The sequence below is a fragment of the Lentzea aerocolonigenes genome (assembly GCF_000974445.1).
GTDB classification, from domain to species: Bacteria; Actinomycetota; Actinomycetes; order Mycobacteriales; family Pseudonocardiaceae; genus Lentzea; species Lentzea aerocolonigenes.
Window position 1 is genome coordinate 57,895 of record NZ_BBOJ01000013.1, and the last position, 23,095, is coordinate 80,989.

General features: G+C 69.0%; 18 protein-coding genes. 2 read left to right on the forward strand and 16 right to left on the reverse strand.

From position 1 onward, the window contains the following. Positions 1–114: 114 nt before the first annotated feature. Complete coding sequence (locus tag AOM45_RS24465) at positions 115–594, forward strand: carboxymuconolactone decarboxylase family protein (protein ID WP_030468012.1); 480 nt, start codon at positions 115–117, stop codon at positions 592–594. On the opposite strand, the gene AOM45_RS24470 is transcribed toward AOM45_RS24465, so the two are convergent. Genes AOM45_RS24470 through AOM45_RS24480 form a run of 3 tightly spaced genes read right to left on the reverse strand, consistent with a single transcriptional unit; the run spans position 591 to position 3,702 of the window. Beyond that, positions 591–1,646 (reverse strand): amidohydrolase family protein, encoded by a 1,056-nt coding sequence (locus AOM45_RS24470; RefSeq protein WP_030468011.1) that lies wholly within the window; start codon positions 1,644–1,646, stop codon positions 591–593. The genes AOM45_RS24465 and AOM45_RS24470 overlap by 4 nt on opposite strands. Positions 1,647–1,648: 2 nt before the next feature. Then, the gene (gene ffh / locus AOM45_RS24475; RefSeq protein WP_030468010.1) at positions 1,649–3,211 is read right to left on the reverse strand and encodes a signal recognition particle protein; all 1,563 of its coding nucleotides are present in this window, start codon (positions 3,209–3,211) and stop codon (positions 1,649–1,651) included. A gap of 26 nt (positions 3,212–3,237) precedes the next feature. Further along, positions 3,238–3,702, reverse strand: a complete 465-nt coding sequence (locus AOM45_RS24480; protein WP_030468009.1) for an NUDIX hydrolase — start codon at positions 3,700–3,702, stop codon at positions 3,238–3,240. 25 nt (positions 3,703–3,727) lie between these two features. On the opposite strand from AOM45_RS24480, the gene AOM45_RS24485 reads away from it, so the two are divergent. Continuing rightward, on the forward strand, positions 3,728–7,387 hold the full coding sequence (locus AOM45_RS24485; RefSeq protein WP_162185665.1) for an nSTAND1 domain-containing NTPase: 3,660 nt from the start codon (positions 3,728–3,730) through the stop codon (positions 7,385–7,387). Here the strand turns inward: AOM45_RS24485 and AOM45_RS24490 are convergent. From AOM45_RS24490 to AOM45_RS24550, 13 genes are all read right to left on the reverse strand, one after another. Beyond that, on the reverse strand, positions 7,380–7,994 hold the full coding sequence (locus AOM45_RS24490; protein ID WP_030468007.1) for an HAD family hydrolase: 615 nt from the start codon (positions 7,992–7,994) through the stop codon (positions 7,380–7,382). The genes AOM45_RS24485 and AOM45_RS24490 overlap by 8 nt on opposite strands. Then, a complete protein-coding gene (locus AOM45_RS24495) occupies positions 7,991–8,551 on the reverse strand; it encodes an AAA family ATPase (RefSeq protein ID WP_030468006.1) in 561 nt (186 codons plus the stop codon). Before AOM45_RS24495 ends, AOM45_RS24490 begins: the two co-directional genes overlap by 4 nt. A 302-nt stretch (positions 8,552–8,853) precedes the next feature. Further along, entirely contained in the window at positions 8,854–11,178 is a 2,325-nt protein-coding gene (locus AOM45_RS24500; protein WP_051783483.1) for a [protein-PII] uridylyltransferase, read from the reverse strand. A 19-nt stretch (positions 11,179–11,197) separates the two neighbouring features. Beyond that, positions 11,198–11,536, reverse strand: coding sequence for a P-II family nitrogen regulator (locus AOM45_RS24505; RefSeq protein WP_030468004.1), 339 nt, complete (start codon positions 11,534–11,536; stop codon positions 11,198–11,200). After that, the gene (locus tag AOM45_RS24510; protein ID WP_035910401.1) at positions 11,533–12,870 is read right to left on the reverse strand and encodes an ammonium transporter; all 1,338 of its coding nucleotides are present in this window, start codon (positions 12,868–12,870) and stop codon (positions 11,533–11,535) included. The genes AOM45_RS24505 and AOM45_RS24510 overlap by 4 nt, the downstream gene beginning before the upstream one ends. A gap of 302 nt (positions 12,871–13,172) precedes the next feature. Then, positions 13,173–14,681 (reverse strand): alpha/beta hydrolase, encoded by a 1,509-nt coding sequence (locus AOM45_RS24515; protein ID WP_035910353.1) that lies wholly within the window; start codon positions 14,679–14,681, stop codon positions 13,173–13,175. 151 nt (positions 14,682–14,832) lie between these two features. Next, positions 14,833–16,263: an alpha/beta hydrolase gene (locus AOM45_RS24520; protein WP_030468001.1), complete on the reverse strand. Its 1,431-nt coding sequence runs from the start codon at positions 16,261–16,263 to the stop codon at positions 14,833–14,835. Between the two features lie 114 nt (positions 16,264–16,377). Beyond that, positions 16,378–17,370, reverse strand: a complete 993-nt coding sequence (gene alc / locus AOM45_RS24525) for an allantoicase (RefSeq protein ID WP_030468000.1) — start codon at positions 17,368–17,370, stop codon at positions 16,378–16,380. Next, positions 17,367–18,656, reverse strand: coding sequence for an allantoinase AllB (gene allB / locus AOM45_RS24530; protein ID WP_030467999.1), 1,290 nt, complete (start codon positions 18,654–18,656; stop codon positions 17,367–17,369). Before allB ends, alc begins: the two co-directional genes overlap by 4 nt. A gap of 5 nt (positions 18,657–18,661) precedes the next feature. Beyond that, positions 18,662–19,675 (reverse strand): glycerate kinase family protein, encoded by a 1,014-nt coding sequence (locus AOM45_RS24535; protein ID WP_201780066.1) that lies wholly within the window; start codon positions 19,673–19,675, stop codon positions 18,662–18,664. A gap of 58 nt (positions 19,676–19,733) precedes the next feature. Continuing rightward, positions 19,734–21,434, reverse strand: a complete 1,701-nt coding sequence (gcl, locus tag AOM45_RS24540; protein WP_081902157.1) for a glyoxylate carboligase — start codon at positions 21,432–21,434, stop codon at positions 19,734–19,736. A 4-nt stretch (positions 21,435–21,438) separates the two neighbouring features. Beyond that, a complete protein-coding gene (locus AOM45_RS24545) occupies positions 21,439–22,296 on the reverse strand; it encodes an NAD(P)-dependent oxidoreductase (RefSeq protein ID WP_030467996.1) in 858 nt (285 codons plus the stop codon). Then, the gene (locus AOM45_RS24550; protein ID WP_035910351.1) at positions 22,293–23,039 is read right to left on the reverse strand and encodes a hydroxypyruvate isomerase family protein; all 747 of its coding nucleotides are present in this window, start codon (positions 23,037–23,039) and stop codon (positions 22,293–22,295) included. Before AOM45_RS24550 ends, AOM45_RS24545 begins: the two co-directional genes overlap by 4 nt. Between the last annotated feature and the right edge of the window lie 56 nt (positions 23,040–23,095).

Sequence of the window (23,095 nt, forward strand, 5' to 3'; positions counted from 1 at the left end):
CCGGCCGGACGGCGTTTGTGACAGTGGCATGGGTCACAAAAAGGAGCTGTCACAACCGCAGCGCGACCGGCATCTCGTGGTCGTCAAGCAAGGCCCACGAGGGAGGAAAAAATCATGGAATCGCGCTTCGACCTCTTCGCCACCGAGACCGGAACCAAGCTCGCGAAGCGGTTCGCCGGGCTCGGCATGGCGCTGCACCAGTCGCCGCTGCCCGCCGCCACGGCCGAGCTGGTCAACCTGCGGGCGAGCCAGATGAACGGCTGCGGCTTCTGCATCGACATGCACGTCAAGGAAGCCGTGGCGGCCGGCGAGGATCCCATGCGGCTGCACCTGGTGGCCGGGTGGCGCGAGACCACCGTGTTCACCGAGGCCGAGCAGGCCGCGCTCGCGTTCACCGAGGAGGGCACGCGGCTCACACACGAAGGCGTGACCGACGAGACCTGGGCGAACGTGCGCAAGCACTACGACGACGAGCAGGTCGCCGCGCTGGTGTGCCTGGTCGGGATGATCAACGCCGCCAACCGGATGGCCGTGATCACCCACCAGAAGGGCGGTTCGTACGAGACCGGCGCTCTGGCGAAGTTCAACGGCTAGAGGATCCGGCCCCTGAGCATGATCATGCGCGGCGTCCGCAGGGCTTCGAGGTTCTCGCGGGGATCTTCGTCGTAGACCACGACGTCCGCGGCAGCGCCTTCGGTCAGCGACGGGAAACCGAGCCACTCACGGGCGTTCCACGACGCGGCACCGATGGCGTCCAGCGGGCTCATGCCCACGCCGTGCAGCGCGATGATCTCGTCGACGATGCGGCCGTGCCGGATGCCACCGCCCGCGTCGGTGCCCGCGTAGACCGGCACACCGGCCTCGATCGCGGAGGCCACCGTGGTCGAGACGCGGGCGTGCAGGTCGCGCATGTGGTTCGCGTACGCGGGGAACTTGTCGGCCCTGTCCGCGATGCCGGGGAAGGTCTCGATGTTGATCAGCGTGGGCACGAGGGCGGTGCCCCGTTCGGCCATCAGCGAGATCGTGTCGTCGGTCAGACCGGTGCCGTGCTCGATGCAGTCGATGCCCGCGTTGATCAGGCCCGGCAGCGCGTCCTCGCCGAAGACGTGCGCCGTGACCTTGGCGCCGGCGTCGTGCGCGACCTTGATGGCGGCGGCCAGCTCCTCGTCCGTCCACAGTGGAGCCAGGTCGCCCACGCCGCGGTCGATCCAGTCACCGACGAGCTTCACCCAGCCGTCGCCGTGCGCGGCCTGCTCGGCCACCGCGGACGACAGGTCCGACTCGACCTCCACGCCGATGTGCCTGAGGTAGCGCTTCGGGCGGGCGATGTGGCGGCCGGCGCGGATGATCCGCGGCAGGTCGAGTCGCTCCTGCAACGGCGTCGTGTCGATCGGCGAACCGCAGTCGCGGATCAGCAACGTGCCCGTGTCGCGGTCCGTCAGCGCCTGCTCGACGGCCTCGGACAGCTCGACGCCGCCCTGCGGGCCCAGACCGACGTGGCAATGCGCGTCGACCAGGCCGGGAACCAGGAACCCGCCGTCGACCACGGTCTGCGCACCCGGCACCGGCCGGGTGCGCACACGACCGTTGACGATCCACAGGTCTCGCGGCTCGCCGTCCGGGAGGACGACGCCGCGCAGGTGCATGGTCACTTCTTCTTGTCGTCGTCGTCGAACTTGAACTTCGACGGGTCGAAGCCGGGTGGGAGCTCGTTCATGCCACCGCCGAGGTTCGGCAGGCCGCCGCCCTGGGGCATGCCGGGCAGGCCGCCGGGAAGACCACCGGGCATGCCGCCGGGGAACATGCCGGGGAAGCCGCCCTTGATCTTCGGCGGCGTCGGGCCGCGTCCGCCCTTGCCCTTCTTCCCCTTCTTGCCCTTCTTCCCCTTGCCGCCACCGCCGCCGAAGCCCATCCGGCCGGCCATCGCCGACATCATCTTGCGGGCCTCGAAGAAGCGGTTGACCAGGTCGTTGACGTCGCTGACCTTGACGCCGGAACCGTTCGCGATGCGCAGCCGGCGAGAGGCGTTGATGATCTTGGGATCGTCGCGCTCCGCCGGGGTCATGCCGCGGATGATCGCCTGGATGCGGTCGAGGTGCTTCTCGTCCAGCATCGCGAGCTGGTCCTTCATCTGACCGGCACCGGGAAGCATGCCGAGCAGGTTCGCGATCGGGCCCATCTTGCGGATGGCGAGCATCTGCTCCAGGAAGTCCTCGAGCGTCAACTGGCCGGAGTGCAGCTTCTGCGCGGCCTTCTCGGCCTGCTGCTGGTCGAAGTGCTGCTCGGCCTGCTCGATCAGCGTGAGGACGTCACCCATGCCGAGGATGCGCGAGGCCATCCGGTCGGGGTGGAAGACGTCGAAGTCCTCGAGCTTCTCGCCGTTGGACGCGAAGAGGATCGGCTGGCCGGTGACCTCGCGGACCGACAGCGCGGCACCACCGCGCGCGTCGCCGTCGAGCTTCGTCAGCACGACACCGGTGAACCCGACGCCGTCGCGGAACGCCGTGGCCGTGTTGACCGCGTCCTGACCGACCATGGCGTCGACCACGAACAGGACCTCGTCCGGGTTGACCGCGGCCCGGATGTCGATGGCCTGCTTCATCATCTCCTCGTCGACACCCAGCCGGCCGGCCGTGTCGACGAGGACGATGTCGTGCTGCTTCGCCTTGGCTTCCTCGATGCCGCGGCGCGACACCGCGACCGGGTCACCGACGCCGTTGCCCGGCTCGGGAGCGAAGACGGGCACGCCCGCCCGCTCACCGACCACCTGGAGCTGCGTCACCGCGTTCGGGCGCTGCAGGTCGGCCGCGACGAGCAGCGGCGTGTGGCCCTGGCCCTTCAGCCACTTGGCCAGCTTGCCGGCGAGCGTCGTCTTGCCGGCACCCTGCAGACCGGCCAGCATGATCACCGACGGCGGGTTCTTCGCCAGGTTCAGCCTGCGGGTCTCGCCGCCGAGGACGTTGACCAGTTCCTCGTTGACGATCTTCACGACCTGCTGCGCCGGGTTCAGCGCCTGGTGCACCTCGGAGCCCTTGGCGCGCTCCTTCACCTTGGCGATGAAGCCGCGCACGACAGGCAGCGCGACGTCTGCCTCGAGCAGGGCGACCCTGATCTCGCGCGCGGTCGCGTCGATGTCGGCGTCGCTGAGCCTGCCCTTGCCGCGAAGGCCCTGGAGAACCGCGGTCAGCCGGTCGGAAAGCGTGGAGAACACGCCGTCCAGCCTAGCTAACCGCGCCTTCACCCGAGGTGCGGCTCCCCAACGAGCGTCATCGCGTGCTCCACCCGCAGCCGCATGGAGGGGTGCATTCGGAGGTTCTCGATGTCTCCCGCCTTCACGAACCGCACCCGTGTCGTCTCGTCACTGGCCGCCGCCGCACCGCCCGTGACGCGCGCACGGAACACCATCGAGCACTCCTGACTGACCGTGCCGTCGTCGTAAGAGGTGACGTGCTGCGGGTCCGAGTAGAGGCCAACGAGTCCGGTGATCTCCACGTCGTAGCCGGTCTCTTCTTTGGCCTCGCGCACGGCCGCCTGGGCGAACGTCTCCCCCACGTCGACCAAACCGCCGGGCAACGCCCAATAGCCGTCATCAGCGCGTTCGATCAGCAGGAGACCCTCGTCCGTCTGCGCCGCGACCTGGACCACCGGCCACAACCGATTGGCCCGCGGCGCGTCGGGGTCGTGAAAGTGGTCCTTCTTCATGTCCAAATGATGCAGGATGCTCCCCGTGGGACGGATCTTCCTCAGCTACCACGGCCACGACGAGGGCAACGACATCGCGCTGTACCTGCGCGACGCGCTGATGGCCTCCGGCTACGAGGACGTGCACGCCTACACCGCACCCGGCGCCGGCCCGGACGTCTCCCTGCCGTGGAGGGACAGCCTGCGCCGCGAGCTCCTCGGCGCCGACGCCCTGATCGTCGTCACGTCGCCCGGTTCCTTCTCCGAGTGGTGCACCTGGGAATCGTCGGTCTTCCGCGAGAGCAAGCCCCACGCGCCGTGCATCGAGTTCTTCAGTGCACGCTCCACGAACCGTGCAATCCTCAACGACCTTCAGGCCCAACGCGTCGACCACACCGATGCAAATTCTCTGGCAGAAGCACGTCATACGGCGTTGCTCACCCTCGAACGCGCCCACGTCACCAAGGGCCGACGGCTGGCGTCACCGTTCCCCGGCCTGAAGGCGTTCGACGAGCACCAGGCATCGCTTTTCTTCGGCCGCGAGGACGACATCCAACGGCTGGCAGAACCGCTGCTGGGCCGCCGGGAGTTCGGTGCTCTCGCCGTCATCGGACCGTCCGGCGCGGGCAAGTCGTCGCTGGTCCGCGCCGGCCTGATCCCCCTGCTGCGACGCGAGGGCTGGACGATCATCGGCCCGATCACGCCTTCCCAGGGCGTTCTGCCCACGGTCGAAGGCCCCGGCCGCCGGCTCGTGGTGCTCGACCAGGCAGAGGAACTGCTGGCCACCGAGTCCGCCGCGCTGGTGCAACGCCTGGTCGCCGCCAGCCGAGGCGAGGCGTGGGTCGTGTACACGGTCCGCGCCGACTTCCTCGACGAACTCATGCGACGCGAGGACTTCGAGCCGCTCTTCCGCGACAACTTCCTGGTCACGCCACTCACCAAGGCCGAGCTTCCGGTGGTCGTGAACGGCCCGTTGCGCTCCCTCGGCTGGAGCGTGGACGACGCCGCGTTGGGGTTGATCCAGGAGGACGCGAGCCGCGAGTCGTTGCCGTTGCTTGCGTTCGCGCTGGAGAACCTTTGGCGTCACGTGAACCCCGATGGCCTGCGCGCACCGCGGCCCATCACACGGGCTGAGTACGTCGCCTCTGGCCGTGTGATGGACGTGCTGCGTAGGCAGGCCGACGAGGCGTTCGCGATGGCACGAGACCTGGTGCGTGACGACGACGGCGAGTGGCCACCGGTGAAAGAGGCCGAACGCCAGGTGCTGCGGGTGTTGCGCAGACTGGTGTCGGTGGACGAGTCCGGGAAGTTCGCCCGGCGCACCCTGGCGACGTCGGAACTGTCCGCCCAGGAGCTGCAACTGCTCGACCCGTTCATCACCAACCGGGTCCTCGTCGCGTCCCAACAGGCGCTCGAGGTGGCGCACGAAAGCCTGTTCGTGCACTGGCCACGGCTTCACGAAGGCCTGGAACGCGACCACGCCGCGTTGCGCGTCCGGCGTGAGGTCGAGGACGTCGCCGCGGAGTGGGTCAAGCACCCCGACCAGCTCATCGCGCCGTCCAGGGTCGCCGCCCAGCTGAGCGTGCTGTCGGCCACCGACGCGCCACTCGCGGAACTGTGGCCACAGCTGGAGGACGCCCTCAAAGCCTTGCAGTTCTCCGACGACGCACGGGAGCTGCTGCGCAAGTCGCTGCAACAGCGCGTTGACGACGAAGTGCGGCGCGCACGATCCATGGACGCGGACGATGCGTTGCGCGCGCTCGCCGGTGACGACGTCCGGCTGCTGCTGCACGCACCTGACTTGAGCGGCTGGCGGACCACGTTGGTACGCACCATGGCTTCCACCCATCTCCTGAGGGTGATGACCGGCCACACCGCAGGGCTCTGGGGCGTCGACTGGTCACCGGACGACTCCGCGCTCGTCACCGGGTCGAAGGACGGCACCGTGCGCGTGTGGGACGCCGAAACCGGTGCCTGCCTGCACGTCTTCCGGCACGGCCAGGAGCACCGCGGCACCGACCCCGGCTGGGTGCGTTCGGTGGCGTGGTCATCGAACGGCGACCTCATCGCCTCGGTGGCGACGGACGAGACGTTGCGGTTGTGGTCACCGCGGGAAGGGCGGGAGATCCGGGTCATCCCGCTTCCGGACCGCCCGTGGTCGGTGCGGTTCGACGAACACGGGACGAAGGTGCTGGTCGCCTGCGCGGACGGCGGCGCCTACCTGTGGGACCTCGGCAGTCGCAGCAGAGAACCCGTCCGTGCGCTGCACAGCGTCGACGACGCAGGCAGGCCCGTCCGGCTGTGGGACGCCGACACGACCCCGAACGCCGAGTGGATCATCACCGCCAGGGACGACGGCCGGATCGACCTCTTCGGCACCCTGGGGCTGATAGATCAGTTCGAGCCGCACGACGCTCGGACGATCCGCGCGGTCCGCTTCCACCCCGGCGACGACGAGGTGTTCGCCACAGGAGATCAGAACGCCGAGCTCGTGATCTTCAGCGAAGGCGACGAAATCCGCCTCCCCGGGCACACGGACCAGGTGCGGAGAGTGGGGTGGTCTCCGAACGGGACGCGCCTCGCCACCGCCTCGGCCGACGGCACGGTGCGGATCTGGGACGCCGTGACCGCACGGCAGGTGCTGCGCCTGCACGGCCATCAGCAGGGCGTGTGCGACGTCGCGTGGTCACACGCCGGTGATCGGCTCGCCACGGTCGCGGACGACGGCGGTCAACGGGTGTGGAAGATCGGTTCGGAGCCGCTGTTCAAGTGGAAGATCACAACCGGTCCGGTGAGCGCACTCGCATGGGAACCGTCCGCCGGCAAGGTGACCGTCGGAACGAAGAGCAGCGTGGAAGATCCACCGACGAGGTGGGTACTGGACGCGGACACGCGTGATCTGCACGTTCTGGATCCGCGACACAGGCCGGAGTCGCTCTCGTGGAACGGAGGCGAGCTCGCGATGGGTGTCGCCGACGGCGCGGTCGTGCTCCTCGACCGGGCTGAGCACGAGCTGGGACGTCTCACCGACGCGTTCGACGGCATCCACGACGCGCAGTGGTCACCTGATGGGGAATTGCTCGCGGTGGTGTCCCGCGATCGCACCTGGCGGCCCAGGGTCTACGACCGCGAAGGCCGGCTCGTCGACGCGCCCGAGTGGACCCGGCACTCCGGCTTCCTCCGTGCGGTGGCGTGGCATCCGCACCGCAGGATCTTCGCGGTCGCCGGCGAGGACAACCTGATCACGGTGAACTCCATGACCGGCACGCTCTGCTCGTTCCGCGCCGCCAAGCAGTTCACCTCGGCCGCCTGGCACAGCGACCTGCTCGCGGCGGGAGCGAAGGACGGCACGGTCCTCCTGCTGCACCTGACCGACGAGCTCGCCCAGGTCAACGAACTGGCCGGGCACGCAGCCGGGATCAACGCCGTCGCCTGGTCACCGGACGGCCGCTGTCTCCTCACCGCGTCCGACGATCACACGGCCCGCGTCTGGGACCCGGAGACGGGCGGTCAGCGCACGGCGTTGATCGGGCACACGGGACCCGTCACCGCGGCGCTGTGGACCCCGGAGGGTCAGGCGGTCACCGGTTCCGCCGACTGCACCGTGCGCTTCTGGGACACCTCTGACGGCTTCCGGCACCCGTTGTCCGGCACCGACCAGGACGTCGCGGGCCTGATCGCGGAAGCGCGGCGCCGCATCAGTTGATCCCGTGGCGCGCCAAAGCCTCCAGCAACACGGGCTCACGCCGCCCGACCGGAGCCGTCGAGATCTGCTGGAACCGCAGCCCGGCAGCCACCGCCGCGCCGTCCGCAACGGGGTCGTCGCCGACGTACAGGCACTCGGACGGTTCGACGTCCAGCCGCACGCACGCCGCCTCGAAGGCCCGCGCCGAAGGCTTCGAGACGCCGATCTCGAACGACAGCGCGAACGCGTCCACGGACAGCGACTCCCGAGAGAACACCGGCCGGATGTCCCACGAGATGTTGCTCAGCACCCCCACCTTCAACGGCCGCACGACCTCCAACGCCGCCGGCGTGTCGGGGTACGGCAGCCAGAACGCCGGGTTGTGCAGGCGCTGGAACAGGTCGTCGGGCATCGAGAGTCCTGCCAGCCGGAACAGGGTCCAGTACGCCGACCGGTTGGCCAGCGGAGTCAGGTCTCGCGCCTCCCACACGGCGCGCTCGGCGGTGTTCATCCGCGCCACGTACGGGGCGGGCGCCCGCAGCACGGTGAGGTGCTGCGGGGAGAGCCAGCGGTAGGTGGGACGCCCGAACAGGGTGCCTGCGAAGTCGAAGAGGACGGCCTTGATCACGACACCATGATGCGCAGACCACCCGAGGTCCCCGCACGGGTGAGGAGCGTCACGCCGGCGAATCCGAACGGCACCCAGCCCGCCTCGAACTGGGCGCGCATCGACGAACCGCGGCGGACGTGTCGCTCGAACGCGTGAGTCCTCACCACGCGGCGGCGGGCGATCTGGCCGTCCAGGGCCTGGGCCGCGGAGGCGTCGAGCCACAGGAAGTGGCGCGGACGGCCCGACAGCAGGCCGGCGAGCACCAGCATGAACCGCGTGCCCGGCCTGGTGGACGGCTCGTGCACCACCAGCAGGCCCGCGCTGAACAAGGACGCCCAGAACACGCGCAGGCGGTGGGTGAGGTGCACCAGGACGCGCCAGTACTTGTAGGGCAGGCGCAGCCGCGGTTCCAGCCACAGGCGCACCTGGTCGGAGTCGAGCACGGTGACCGGCTCGTCCGCGTCGAGGCGGGTGAGCAGCGTCGTCTTGCCCGCGCCGGGGATGCCGGCGAGGACGACGAGCGAGCGGCGCTGCACTCGGACGGCGGTGGTCTGCGTGTTCAACACGGCGGTCATGTCCTAGAAGACGTGTTGACCTTCCCTCTCGTTCAGTTTGGTCCGATTTCTCACGAAATGCACGACGAGGTCAGCGCCCGCACGACAGCAGAAAACCGGCCGGGGCTGCCGGCGGGTGGGTTGCGCGGTGCCTCCCCCGGCGCCGCCAACGCTTTCCCACCGGCCTGCCCCGGCCGGGTCCACAGCCCGGAAAGTGGTCCACCCCTCGAGGACGCTTTCCGGACACCACGAAGACTGCCGTGTTCCGGAGGCGCGGAGGAGCGTGAGCACCCTGAGTGGTTGTGCGTAGAGCTACTCAACCTCTACTTGGCCGCGTCGAGCACCGCCCGTTCGATCCGCTTCCGGTCGAGGTCGTCGCCCGCGATGCTGAACGAGTCGACGACCGTCGCGCCCAACGTGGACACGCGTGCCCACTGCACGTCGGCACCGCACTGCTCCAACGCGCCGGCCACGCGGTGCAACAGTCCGATGCGGTCGGCGGCACGCAGTTCCAGCACCACCGCGCCGGTCGCCTCGTCGTCGAACCACAGCACGCGCGCGGGCGGCGGGTCGAGCGGCGGGCCGCCGTAGTCGCGTTCCTTGGCGGCGAGCTTGTCCGCCAGCACGAGTGAGCCCTCGATCGCCCTCGACAGCTGTTCGCGCAGCAGCGACGCGTCCGGCAGCGAACCGAACCGCGGCGACACCGTGAACGCGTCCACCGTCGCACCGCCGTGCGAGCGCAACGTCGCCGCGTGGACCTCCAGCGAGTTCAGCGCGAGCACGCCGGCGGCCTTCGACAGCATGCCGGGACGGTCCGGCGCGAGCACCGTCACGATCGCCGCGTGGTCCTGCTTCTCCAGCAGCACGTCGGGCTTTCCCGACGCCGCAACACGTTCCGCCATGGCCACGTGCGTCGGGTCGAGCGGTTCCGGTTTGGGCAACGCCTCCCCGGCCATCGCCGTGCGGCAACGCTTGACCAGGTCGGCCAGCAGCGCGGCCTTCCAGTCCGTCCACACCCCCGGCCCGGTCGCGAGGGAGTCCGCCTCCGCCAAGGCGTACAGCAGCTCCAGCAGCACCGCGTCGCCACCGAGCGTCTCCGCGACGCGGTGCACGGTCGCCTCGTCCTCGACGTCACGCCGGGTCGCGGTGTGCGGCAGCAACAGGTGGTGGCGCACCATCATGGACAGCGTCTCGACGTCCTGCGGCCACAACCCGATCCGCTCACCGATCTGGGTCGCGAGCGCCGCTCCCACCTCGGAGTGGTCCTGCTGACGTCCCTTGCCGATGTCGTGGACCAACGCGCCCAGCAGCAACAGGTCCGGCCGCGCCACGGTCGTCGCGAGCCGTGCGGCGTGCGCGACCGTCTGCACCAGGTGCCGGTCGACCGTCCACATGTGCGCGGCGTCGCGCGGCGGCAGGTCCCGCACCGCTCCCCACTCGGGGAACAGCCGGCCCCACAAACCCGTGCGGTCCAACGCTTCCACGACGTCCACGAGCCCGGTGCCGCTGCCCAGCAACGCGAGCAGCTCCTCGCGGGCCTCGCGCGGCCACGGCTGGCGCAGCTCCGGCGCCGAGTCCGCGAGCCGCGACAACGTGCCGGACGCGATCGGGTGCTTGCTGCGAGCCGCCGCCGTCGCGACTCGCAACAACAACGCGGGATCACGGCTGGGAACCGCGTCACGGGCGAGAGACACCTCAGACCCGTGCAGCACAACGCCTTCGTCCAACGGCCGGCGCGGCGGCTGGCCGCGCAGGAAGGCCCCGAGACCGCGTTTCGGTGCGGCGGCACGAGCCGTCCGCATGGCCACGTCGAAGGCGTAGACGACGGTACGCGCGGCGGACGAAAGCGAACGGGCCAAGGCGAAGCGGTCCGCCAGTCCCAGCGCGGAGGCCACCTCGTCACCGTCCTGCGCCCGCAGCACGTCACGGGGTTTCCGCGCCACCCGGCGAAGTTCGGTGCGCACGTCCAGCAACAGCTTGCGCGCTTCCCCCACGTCGGCCGACGGCCGGTCCACGACCTGCGCGATGGACAGCGCGTCCAGGATCGTGATGTCCCGCAACCCGCCGCGGCCGTGCTTCAGGTCGGGTTCGACGCGGTGCGCGATCTCGCCGCTGCGGGCCCACCGCTTCTGCGACGACTCGGCGATCTCGTCCAGCCGGTTGCGCACGTTGCCGCGCCACGCCTGACGAGCACTCTCGGCGAGCTTCGCGGCGACCTCGGCGTCGCCCGCGATGTGCCGGATGTCCAGCAGCCCCAACGCGGTCCGCAGGTCGCCGGCGGCGACCCTCAAAGCCTCACCGACCGTGCGGACCGAGTGGTCGAGGCCGATGCCGGAGTTCCACAGCGGGTACCAGAGCTTCTCGGCGATCTCGTCGATGTTCTTGACGCCGTTGTGCACCAGCACCAGGTCGAGGTCGGAGTAGGGCACGAGCTCACGCCGCCCCAGCCCGCCGACCGCCACGAGCGCGACACCCGATCCGGATATCCCCGCTCCCCCCGCGTGTTTGGTCAACCAGAACTCGTGCAGGTCCACGAGTGCTTCGCGCAGAGGTTCGGCGGCCAAGCGACGACGACCTGGCGCGAGCAGCCGTTCGCGTGCTCGCACCAGGTCGTCAGCCGTGACGACGGCCGTTTCGTTGTTCTCCACGGGCCGTCTCCTCAGTTATTTACAGCGCATCCGATCCACGTTCGCCCGTGCGCACCCGCACGACCGTGTCGACCGAAGTCACCCAGACCTTGCCGTCGCCGATCTTGCCGGTGCGGGCGGCCTCGACCACCGCTTCCAACACCTTGTCGACCTGGTTGTCGTCGATGACGACCTCGATCTTGATCTTGGGCACGAAGTCCACGGAGTACTCGGCGCCCCGGTAGACCTCGGTGTGGCCCTTCTGGCGGCCGTAGCCCTGCACCTCGCTGACGGTCATGCCCAGCACCCCGAGCTGTTCCAGGGAGCTCTTCACGTCGTCGAGCGTGAACGGCTTGATGATCGCGGTGACCAGCTTCATGACTTGTTGCTCCCCTCGAGAACCGCGGTCGCGCCCGCGGTCACACTGCCCTTGTTCGCACCGCGAGCGCTGGAGAACGCGCCGAACTCGTAGGCCGACTCGGCGTGCTCCGCCTCGTCGATGCCGCCGACCTCGGACTCTTCGGCAGCACGGAAGCCGACCGTCTTGTTCACCACGAACGCGATGACGAACGTGAGGACGAACGAGAAGGCGAGCACCGCGACGGCCGCGACCGCCTGCCTGCCCAGCAGGCCGACTCCGCCGCCGTAGAACAGACCGTCCGCACCGGCCGAGTTCACGCTGGTGGTGCCGAAGAGGCCGATCAGCAGCGTACCGACCAGACCACCGACGAGGTGGACACCGACGACGTCGAGCGAGTCGTCGTAGCCGAAGCGGAACTTGAGGCCGACGGCGAGGCTGCACAGCGCACCGGCGATCACGCCGATCGCGATGGCACCGAGCGGGCTGACGAACGCACAGGCCGGGGTGATGGCGACCAGACCGGCGACCGCACCGGACGCGGCACCGAGGGTGGTCGGCTTGCCGTCGCGGATCTGCTCGACCAGCAGCCAGCCCAGGACGGCGGCGGCGGTGGCGACGGTCGTCGTGGCGAACGCGACGGCAGCGGTCTCGTTGGCACCCAACGCCGAACCGGCGTTGAAGCCGTACCAGCCGAACCACAGCAGAGCGGCACCGAGCAGCACGAACGGCAGGTTGTGCGGCCGCATGGGCTCCTTCGGCCAGCCCTTGCGCTTGCCGAGCACGAGCGCCACCGCGAGACCCGCGGCACCGGCGTTGATGTGGACCGCGGTACCACCGGCGAAGTCGAGCGCCTTGAGGTTGTTGGCGATCCAGCCACCGACGACGGAACCGTCGGCGCTCGAGAACGCGAAGACCCAGTGCGCGACCGGGAAGTACACGATCGTCACCCAGAGGCCGATGAACAGCGTCCAGCCCCAGAACTTGGCGCGGTCAGCGATCGCACCGGAGATCAGGGCGGGCGTGATGATCGCGAACATCAGCTGGAACATCACGAACGCCATCGTCGGGAACTGGTGGTCCGCCGGACCGCCCAGCGTGCCGAGGACGCCCTTCAGGCCGATGTTGTCGAAGTTGCCCAGCAGGCCGGCACCGAGGTCGTTGCCGAACGCGAGGCTGTAGCCGTACAGCACCCAGAGGACGCTGACCACGGCCAGGGAAATGAAGCTCATCATGAGCATGTTCAGGACGCTCTTGGAACGGACCATGCCCCCGTAGAAGAAGGCCAGGCCCGGCGTCATGAGCATGACCAGCGCCGCGCTGATCAGCACCCAGGCCGTGTCACCTGTGTTCACGTCGACCTCCACTGCACGTCGGTTGCAGGGAGCATCGAGATGTCCTGTTTCACGCGCTTACGTGAAACGTTTCGCGGAGGTGAACTGTCGACCTCGACGTGTTACGTCCGCGTTTCACGGGCTTCACGGTCTCGATTCGACACCCTCACGGTGCCGAGCCGATAACGAGGAGTGACGTGTGCCCTCCCTCTTCCGAGGCAATCGACCTCACCGGGAGGGCTCGCCGGCCACCGTGGGCTGATGCGCCAGGGGCGCTTCCCCGGATCCCGGGAAAGCGCCCCCGCATCATCTGACCGGTGGACCTAGAACGGGCCCGCGATCTTCGGCTTCGCGGACAGGATCGACGCCTCGGCCGGCGGCTCGACCGCGGCACACGTCGTGCCACTGCGCGGCAGCTTCAGCGACACCATGTACTCGTCGTTGATCTTCAGCGTGCACTCGCTGCGGTCGTAGACGCCGTGGCCCCAGCCCTCGTAGGTCACGAAGACGGTGGTGTCACGGGACTGCCGGTGCGCGTTGACCGCCCACTCGTAGACCGTCGCCGGGTCGTGCTTGGCGTTGGTCATGAGGATCTTCGGCGCGTTCTTGATGTTCAGCGGACGCTGCGGGTTCGTGGCCTTCGGGAACCCGGCGCAGCCCATCGTGGCGCCGTGGCCGAGCGACGAACCGCGGGTGTTCGGCGCCACGCGGGTCTCCATGGCGTAGAGCGCCTGGTACTCGCCCCACGAGCTGACGCGCAGGTTGTAGTCGTTGCAGAAGATGCCCGCGAACGGGTTCTCGAACGTCTCGCCCGCCGCGAACGCCGTCGCGGGCGCGGGCGTGCCCTGGACCAGCGTGGCGACGAAGTCCGCGAACGACTTCCACGCCGGGCCGTAGCCCATGCTCACGACGAAGGCCCCGAGGCGCTGGCCGGTGATGACGTTGCCCTGCGGGTCCTTCACCTCACCGCGGTCGGCCTTCGCGAGGAGGTCCTTCCAGATCTTGCGCAGGTCCTTGCCGTAGAACGGCGAGGACGGGGTGCGGTCGCTCCACTTGACCCACTCGTTGAACACGTCCTCCGCACCGCGGGCCTCGGTCTCGACGAACTTCCAGGTGCCGAGGCTGTGGTCCATGTTGGAGTCGATGATCATGGCGCGGATGTTGCGGCCGTACTGCGCGGCGTAGTGCTGGCCGATGATCGTGCCGTACGAGACGCCGTAGTAGTTGATCTTCTTCTCGCCCAGCGCCCGGCGGATCGAGTCGATGTCGTTCGCGACGTCCCTCGTCGAGGCGTGGTCGAAGATCGCACCGGACACCTTGCGGCAGTCCGCGCGCAGTTCCTTGTTGAACTCGACCAGCTTGTCGAACTCGGCCTTGGTCGTCGGGTACTCGGACGGCTGGCGCTCGAGCACCTCACCCGAGCACTTGATCGGCGCGCTGCGCGCGACACCGCGCGGGTCGAACCCGATGACGTCGAACTTGTCGACGATGTCCTTGCTGAAGTAGCGGTCGGCGCCGAACGAGAAGTCGACGCCCGACCCACCCGGCCCGCCGGGGTTGATCACCATCGCGCCGATGCGCTTGGACTGGTCGTTCGCCTTGCGGCGCGACACGGCCAGCTGGAACTTCTCCCCGTTGGGCTTGGCGTAGTCGATCGGCAGCGTCAGGAACCCGCAGTCGACCGTCGGCACCTCCGCGCACGGCTTCCAGTCGATCGCGCCGACCTCGTACTCCGGCTGCCCTTCCGGAGCCGCGAACGCGAGCGATGAACTACCCAGAATCAATGCAGAACTCGCGAGCGCGGCCCCAAAGACGCGCACCATCGGTTGCATGGATTTCCTCCCTAGATCCCCGATCTTGCAGAGGGAACGCTTCCACCGTTGGTGTGACGTAGACAACCAACCGAGGTATGAAAAGAATCAGACCGTAGTTGTACAACCACCCTACGGGACTACTTTTGGCCCACAACGATCGTAGGGCACCTCACGGCTCGACTGCGGCACACGTCGTACCGTCGTGCGGCAGACGCAACGACACCAGGTACTCGTCGTTGATCCTGCGCGTGCAGTCGCTGCGGCCGTAGACGCCGTGACCCCAGCCCTCGTAGGTGACGAAAACGGACGTGTCGCGGGCCTGGCGGTGTACGTTGACCGCCCACTCGTAGACCGTCGCCGGGTCGTGCTTCGCGTTGGTCACGAGAATCTTCGGCGCGTTCTTGATCTTCAGCGGATGTTGCGGGTTCGTGGCCTTCGGCAACCCGGCACAGCCCGTGATCGCGCCGTGGGCGAACGGCACCGTCACGGCGTTCGGCGCGACGCGGCGCTCCATCCCGCTCAGGGCCTGGTACTGCGCGAACGAGCTGATCCGCAGGTCGTAGTCGTTGCAGACGATGCCCTGGAACGGGTACTCGACGGCCTCCGCCCTGGCGGGCGCCGAGACACCCTGGACGAGCCGCACGACGTAGTCGGCGAACGGCTTCCACGCCGGGACGTGGCTGTAGTTCAGGAAGCGGATGCCGAGGAGCTCGGGGGTGAGCACCAAGCCGCTCCGAGGGTCCTTCACCTCACCGCGGGCGGCCTCGGCGAGCAGGTCCTGCCAGATCTTGCGCAGGTCCTGACCGTGCAACGGCGAGGACGGCGTGCGGTCGTTCCACTTGATCCACTCGTCGAACACGTCCTCCGCGCCACGCGCCTCGGTCTCGGTCAGCCTCCACGCGCCGAGGCTGCGGTCCATGTTCGAGTCGATGACCATGGCGCGGAGGTTGCGGCCGTACCGTTCCGCGTACTGCTGGCCCATGATCGTGCCGTACGAGACGCCGTAGTAGCTGATCTTCTTCTCGCCCAGCGCACGACGGATCGAGTCGATGTCGTCCGCGGCCTCCCTCGACGACGCGTGGTCGAAGATCGGCCCGGACTGCTTGCGGCAGTCCTCCCCCAACGCGACGTTGTAGGCGACCATCCCGTCGTACTCGGCCGCGGTCTTCGGACGGTCCGTGTGCGACCGCTGCACCGCCTCCGCCGAGCACTTGATCGGCTGACTGCGCGCGACACCCCGCGGGTCGAACCCGATGACGTCGAACCTCTCGAAGATCTCCTCGCTGAAGTACGCCTCGAACGTGAAGTCGACCCCCGAAACACCCGGTCCACCGGGGTTGACGACCAGCGCGCCGACGCGCCGGGACTGGTCGTTCGCCTTGCGGCGTGACACGGCCAACTGGAACTTCTCGCCGTCGGGCTTGGCGTAGTCGATCGGCAGCGTCAGGAACCCGCAGTCGACCGTCGGCGCCTCCGCGCACGGCTTCCAGTCGATCGCACCGACTCCGAACTCCGGAGCCGCGACCGCGAGCGGCGTCAGGCCCAAGACCAACGCGGAACTCGCGAGCACGGCCCCGAAGGCACGCGTCACCGGTCGCACGGATGTCCTCCTCAGTTCCCTGTGCAGCAGGAGGAAAACGCTTTCACCACCCGTGCCGCCAGGACAACCGACCGTGGGATGAGAAGAATCCCACCGGAGTCTGACAACCGATTCTCAGCTGGTGCTTTCAGCCCATGCCGACCGCAGGTGCGCCAGGCCGTCGCTCGTGAGCGTCCCGATCAGCCGGAGTCTCGCCATCCCGCCGTCCGGGTAGATGTCCAGCCGCGCGTGCGTGACCTCCGGTCCGTCCACGACGAACCGGTGCCGCGTGTCGGGCTGCAACCGCGTGCGCGGCAACAGGTCGAACCAGGCCTCCGGGTCCTCGCGCTCGTCGCAGCCGCGCACCGACGCCCAGCCCGGCGCGTTGCCCTTGAAGTGGCTCGTGTCGAGCTCGACCAGCCGCACCACACCGGCGGCGGCGAGCCGGAGCGACACCCAGTCGTTGCCGTCGTCACGCCGGCGCGCGGTCTCCCAGCCCTCGCCCATGACCGTGGCCTGTCCGGGGGAGATGAGGTTGTTGGGCGAGCTGTAGAACATGTTGCTGCAGCCCGTGACGACCGCGCCGTTCTCCAGCGCGGCGAGGTCGATGCCCGGCACGAGCAGCCGCGGGTCCGCGAGCGGTTGCCCGTGCACGCGCAGCCGGGCGACGCCGCCGTCCGGGTCGATGGTCAGCCGCACGTGCGTGACCCGGCGGCCCTCGCTCACGTCGAAGTAGTGCTTGTCGTCGCCCTTCAGCGCGGACCGTTCGACCAGCGGGAACCACTCGGTGATCTCGTCGCCGGACGGGTAGCCCTCGACCTGGGCGCCCTCCACCCAGCAGAACGGCGGGTAGTTGCCCTTGAAGAACGCCGTGTCGACGACGATCCCCTTCACGACACCGGGCATCCCGAGCCTGATCACCGCCTGGTCCACGCCGGCCTCACGACGGCGGCGCGTCTCCCAGCCGTCGTAGACCTGCCCTTTGTGACCGAAGGTGTAGGTCTGGTAGACCGGCTCGGCGGGTTTGATCAGGTTCTCCCGCTCGGCGAACAGCTCGTCGTTCGCCCACACCACACCACCCCCGACCGCGCGCGAGGCGAGATCGGGCAGCCGGGTCCACTCCGTCATGCTTCTCCTCTGCGTAGCAGCTTGCCTTGCGTCTGACCGGTTTCCTTGCCGCGCAACCACGTCTGCCTGACGACGCCGTGCAGTTCCCGACCGTGGTACGGCGTGACGGGGTTGCGGTGGTGGAGTGCGTTCTTGTCCACCACGAACGTCTGGTCCGGCGCGAACACCACGAGGTCCGCGTCTTTGCCCACCTCGATGGCGCCCTTCGTCTCCAGCCCGACCTGGCGAGCCGGGTGCGTGGCCATCCAGCGGACGACGTCGGTGAGGTGGAAGCCGCGTTCCCGTGCCCCCGTCCACACCGCCGGCAGCCCGAGCTGGAGCGACGCGATCCCGCCCCACGCCGTGGCGAAGTCGCCCGCCTTCAGCTCGACGGTGCTCGGTGAGTGGTCGCTGACGACGAGGTCGATGACGCCGTCGCGCAGGCCCTGCCACAACGCCTCGCGGTTCTCGGCCTCCCGGATCGGCGGGCAGCACTTGAACTCCGTCTGCCCGTCGTGGATCTCCTCGGCCGTGAACGTGAGGTAGTGCGGGCAGGTCTCCGCGGTCACCGGCAGCCGGTCGCGGTGGGCGCCCTCGATGACGTGCAACGCGTCGGACGACGACAGGTGCAGGATGTGCGTGCGGGCACCGGTCTTGCGCGTCAGCTCGACGACGTCGCTGATCGCCTTGTTCTCCGCCTCGCGCGGCCGTGACGCGAGGAATCCCGCGTAGTCCGGTTCGGAGTCGCGGACCGTGTGGGCGTCCTCGGCGTGCACGATCGTCAACGCGTCGAGCGTCGCCAGCTGCCTCAGCGCGGCTTCCAGCTCCGACGTCGTCACGGCGGGGAACTCGTCCACGCCCGAGTGCAGCAGGAAACACTTGAAGCCGAACACGCCGGCCTCGTGCAACGGCTTCAGGTCGTCGAGGTTGCCGGGGATGATCCCGCCCCAGAACCCGACGTCGACCGAGACGTTGGCCGCCGCCTTGCGCTTGATCTCCAGCGCGGCGACCTCGACCGTCGGCGGGATGCTGTTGAGCGGCATGTCGATGATCGTCGTGACGCCACCGGCGGCAGCGGCACGAGTCGCCGTCTCGAAGCCCTCCCACTCGCTGCGGCCGGGGTCGTTGACGTGCACGTGGGTGTCGACCAGGCCGGGCAGCAGCACCTCGTCGTCCGCGAGGTGCACGACGTTCGGCGAGTCGATGAACGGCTCGACGGCGACGATGCGGCCGTCGGCGACACCCACGTCGCACGCGATCTCACCCTGCGGGGTCACGACCCTGCGGGCGCGGAAGACCAGGTCCATGGCACTCACTCTGACACCCAGTCGCGGGCGATGCGACCGCCGAGTTCGGTGAGCAACGACTCTGCCCGCGCCATGCACCGCGTGATATCGGGTTCGACGTCCAGCAGCGCGTAGGCGGCCTTCAACCCGAGATCACCGGGCTCGACCGAGCACTGCCCGGCCACCGCGACGACCGGCACGTCACCCGAGGCCCTGACCACCCCGTACGGCGCCTTGCCGTGCCGGGTCTGCGCGTCCAGTGAACCTTCGCCTGTGATCACCAGACGCGCGTCCCGGACGGCTTCGGAGAAGCCGGCCAGCTCCAGCACCACCTCGATGCCCGGCCGGAACCGCGCGCCGAGGACCGCGAGCGCGGCGAACCCGATCCCGCCCGCCGCACCGGCACCAGGCCGTCCCGCGTGCTCCAGGCCTACCCGCGAAGCGAACGCCTCCAACCTCGCTTCGAGGATCTCCACCTGCTCGGGTGAAGCACCCTTCTGCGGCCCGTAGACCGCCGCCGCACCGGAAGGACCGAGCAACGGGTTGTCCACGTCCGAGGCCAGCACCAGGTCGACGCCGTCGAACGACGCCTCGCCCAGCGCCTCCAGCATCCCCGCGCCACCGTCCGTGCACGCGCTGCCGCCCAGCCCGAGCACGATCGTGGTGCAGCCGACGTCGAGCGCGGCCTTGAGCAGCTCACCGACGCCGTGGCTGGTGGCGGTGAGCGGCGCGGGCTCGTCGAGCAGCGTGAGTCCCGCCGCCGAGGCCACCTCGACCACGGCGGTCGTACCGCGCACGGCGAACGACGCGGGCACCGGCTTGCCGGCCGGGCCCGTGACCCAGCGGCCTACCTTCAGGAACCCGGCGGCGACGGCGGCGTCGACGGTGCCGTCGCCGCCGTCGGCCACCGGGAGCAGGCGCACGTCCACGTCCGGGGCCGCCTCCCGCAGGCCGCGGGCTACTGCCTCCGCGACCCGCGGGGCGCTGAGCGACCCCTTGAACTTGTCCGGCGCAACGATCACGCACCTGTTTTTCGTCACGCGGGGCCCTTCCGTGCGCTCAGAGTGAACGAAAGCTCCCCGCGTGCACTCCAGCGACTCACGGGAGGGGCTCGTATTCGCGCATGGCGGCGATGGACGTGCCGTTCGCCGTGTTGCCCTCGCGTTCGATCATGATCTCGACGAGGACGGGGCGAGAAGTGCGGTCGGCCTCCTTGCGTGCCCATTCGAGGGACGTGCGGATTTCAGAGGGATCGGCCACGCGGACGCCGGAGCAGCCGTAGGCCTCCATGATCTTCACGTTGTCCGAGCCGGTGGTGTCGTAGTGGATGTCGACCTCGTACTTCATGTCGTAGCCACCGTGGTCCTCGGCCATCCTGATCAGGCCGAGGTACTCGTTGTTCAGCATGATCAGCACGAACGGCACGTCGTACTGGGCGCCGACCGCGAGCTCCTCCACCAGGAACTGGAACGAGTAGTCGCCGACGATGCCGACGACCTCCGCGTCAGGTCGCGCCTTCTTGACCCCGATGGCCGCCGGGATCTCCCAGCCGAGCGGGCCTGCCTGGCCGCAGACCTGGTAGTGGCGCGGCTTGTGCGCCTTCTGGTGCTGACCGGACCAGATCTGGTAGAGCCCGATGGCCGTGACGAAGTAGGTGTCCGGGCCGTAGAACTCGTTGATCTCCTTGAACACCCGTGGCGCCTTGACCGGCACGGTGTCGAAGTCCTCGCGCCGCAGCAGCGTCCGCTTGAGCTCCTGGCACCGTTCGACCCAGGCGTTCTTCTCCCGAGGGCCGTGCTGCTTCGCCTTGTCCAGCAGGGCCTTCAGGAAGAGCTTGGTGTCCGCGACGATCCCGAGGTCGGGTCCGAAGACCTTGCCGATCTGGGTCGGCTCGACGTCGACGTGGATGAACTTGCGCGAGCCGCGGTAGGTCGCCAGGTCACCGGTGTGCCGGTCGCCGAACCGGGCACCCAGCGCCAGCACCAGGTCGGACTCCAGGAACGACGCGTTGCCGTAGCGCTGCGAGGTCTGGATGCCGGTCATGCCCGCGTAGAGCGGGTGGTCCTCGTCGATCGCGCCCTTGCCCATCAACGTGGCCTGGAGCGGGATCTGCAGGAACTCGGCCAGCTCCAGCAGTTCGGCGGACGCCTCGCCGAGGATGACACCGCCACCGGCGAGCAGCAGTGGCCGTTCGGCGGCCAGCAGCATCTCCAGCGCGCGCTCCACGCGTGCATCTGAAGGAACGCTTCTCTGCACCGGCAACGGCTCGTCGATCGTCGAGTCCCACTCGATCTCCTGCTTCTGCACGTCGATCGGCAGGTCGATCAGCACCGGCCCTGGCCGGCCGGAGCGGGCGATCCGGAACGCCTCGCGGAAGATCCACGGCATCTGCGCGGCTTCCTTGACCTGCACCGCCCACTTCGTGACGGGCGCGGCGATCGAGACGATGTCGACGGCCTGGAACGCCTCCTGGTGCAGCTTGGAGACCGCGGCCTGGCCGGTGATGCACAGGATCGGCACGGAGTCGGCCTGCGCGGTGTAGAGGCCGGTGATCATGTTCGTGCCGGCCGGGCCGGACGTGCCGATCGCGACACCGACGTTGCCCGTCGTGCGCGACCAGCCGTCGGCCATGTGCGTCGCGCCCTCCTCGTGCCGGACGATGAGGTGCTCGATGGAGCCGTCCTGCTCCATCGCCTTGTACAGCGGCAGGATCGCGGCGCCGGGGCAGCCGAACACGGTGTCGATGCCCTCGGACTTGAGGACCTCGACGACCGCTTGCATGACTGGGATCTTCGGCATGTGTCTAGGCCCTTCCCGCGAAGTTCTCGATGACCTTGAGCAGCGCGGAGTGGTCGAGCGAGCCGTAACCCTGCGCGCGAGCCGCCGCGACCAGTGCGGCGATCTGGTTGGTGACCGGCAGCGCGACGTCGGCGGCACGTGCCGCGTCCAGCGCGATGCCCATGTCCTTGTGGTGCAGGTCGATCCGGAAGCCGGGCTGGAACTCGCGCGCGATCATCGTCTCGCGCTTGAGGTCGAGGATCCGGTTCGCCGCGAGACCGCCCGCCAGCACGTCCAGGCCTGCCTTGGGGTCGACGCCGGACGCCTCCAGCAGCACGATCGACTCGGCGACCAGCGCGTAGATGCCGCCGACCATCAGCTGGTTCGCGGCCTTCACGACCTGGCCGGCGCCGTGCGGGCCGACGTGGACGATCGTCTTGCCGACGACCTCCAGGAACGGCCTGGCGGCGGCGAAGTCGGCTTCCTCGCCGCCGACCATGATGCTGAGCGAGGCCTGGATCGCCCCGGTCTGGCCGCCTGACACCGGCGCGTCGAGCACGCGGACGTGCGAGAGCATGCGCGCGATCTCGATCGACGTGGACGGGCGGATCGTGCTCATGTCGATCAGCAACGTGCCGTCGTCGAACGTGACCTCGTTGACGACGGCCTCGACCTGCGGGTGGTTCGGCAGCATCGTGATGACGACCTCAGCGCCGCTCACGGCTTCCTGCGCGGATCCGGCCGCCTTGCCGCCGTCGGCGACGAGCTTTTCGAGCGAGGCCGGGCTGAGGTCGAAGCCCGTCACGTCGTGCCCAGCGGCTACGAGGTGGGCCGCCATCGGGCTGCCCATGATGCCGAGGCCGATGAAACCGATCCTGGTCATGCGTTGTCCCTCCAAGCGAAGGAGTGGGTGACGGGCTTGTACTCGGCGCCGACGAAGCCCGTGTAGCCGTTGGCGCGGAGCTTCGCGAGATGGCAGAAGAGGTCGAGCTCGCCGGTGCCTGGCTCACCGCGTCCGGGAGCGTCGGCGATCTGCACGTGACCGATGCGGTCGACGTGGTCGGCGAGGGTGTCGAGGTCGTCGCCGTTCGTGGCGAGGTGGTAGAGGTCCGCGAGCAGCTTCACGTTGCCGCGGTCGATCTCGTCGATGAGCTCGAACGCCTGGTGGGCGGTCTTGATCGGGTACTTCGGCGCGCCGCTCAGCGGTTCGACCACGATCTGGGCGCCGATCTCCGCCGCGACGTCGGCGGCGAAGCGGTAGTTCGCGACGGTCTGCGCGGTGGTCTCGAAGTTGCCGTGCAGCGCGTTGAGCGTGCGGCAGCCGAGCCGGGCCGCGATGGCGGCGGTGACCTCGACGTTCGCCCGGAACTCGGTCTCCCTGCCCGGCCAGCTCGCGAGGCCGCGGTCGCCCGCCGGCATGTCGCCCGCGAACAAGTTGAGGCCGACCAGGCGCACGCCGGCGTCCCCGATCGCGGCTTCGAACGCCTCGATCTCGCGCGTCTCGGGGACGGCGTCCGCGAACGGCCACCAGATCTCGACCGCGTCGAACCCGGCGGCACGCGCCGCCCGCGGACGCTCCAGCAACGGCAGTTCCGTGAAGAGCATGGACAGGTTTGCGTCGAACATCGCTTTGGCCGTTCCTTCCACATTGCGGAAGTTCAATTTCGCTCTATGGAGACACT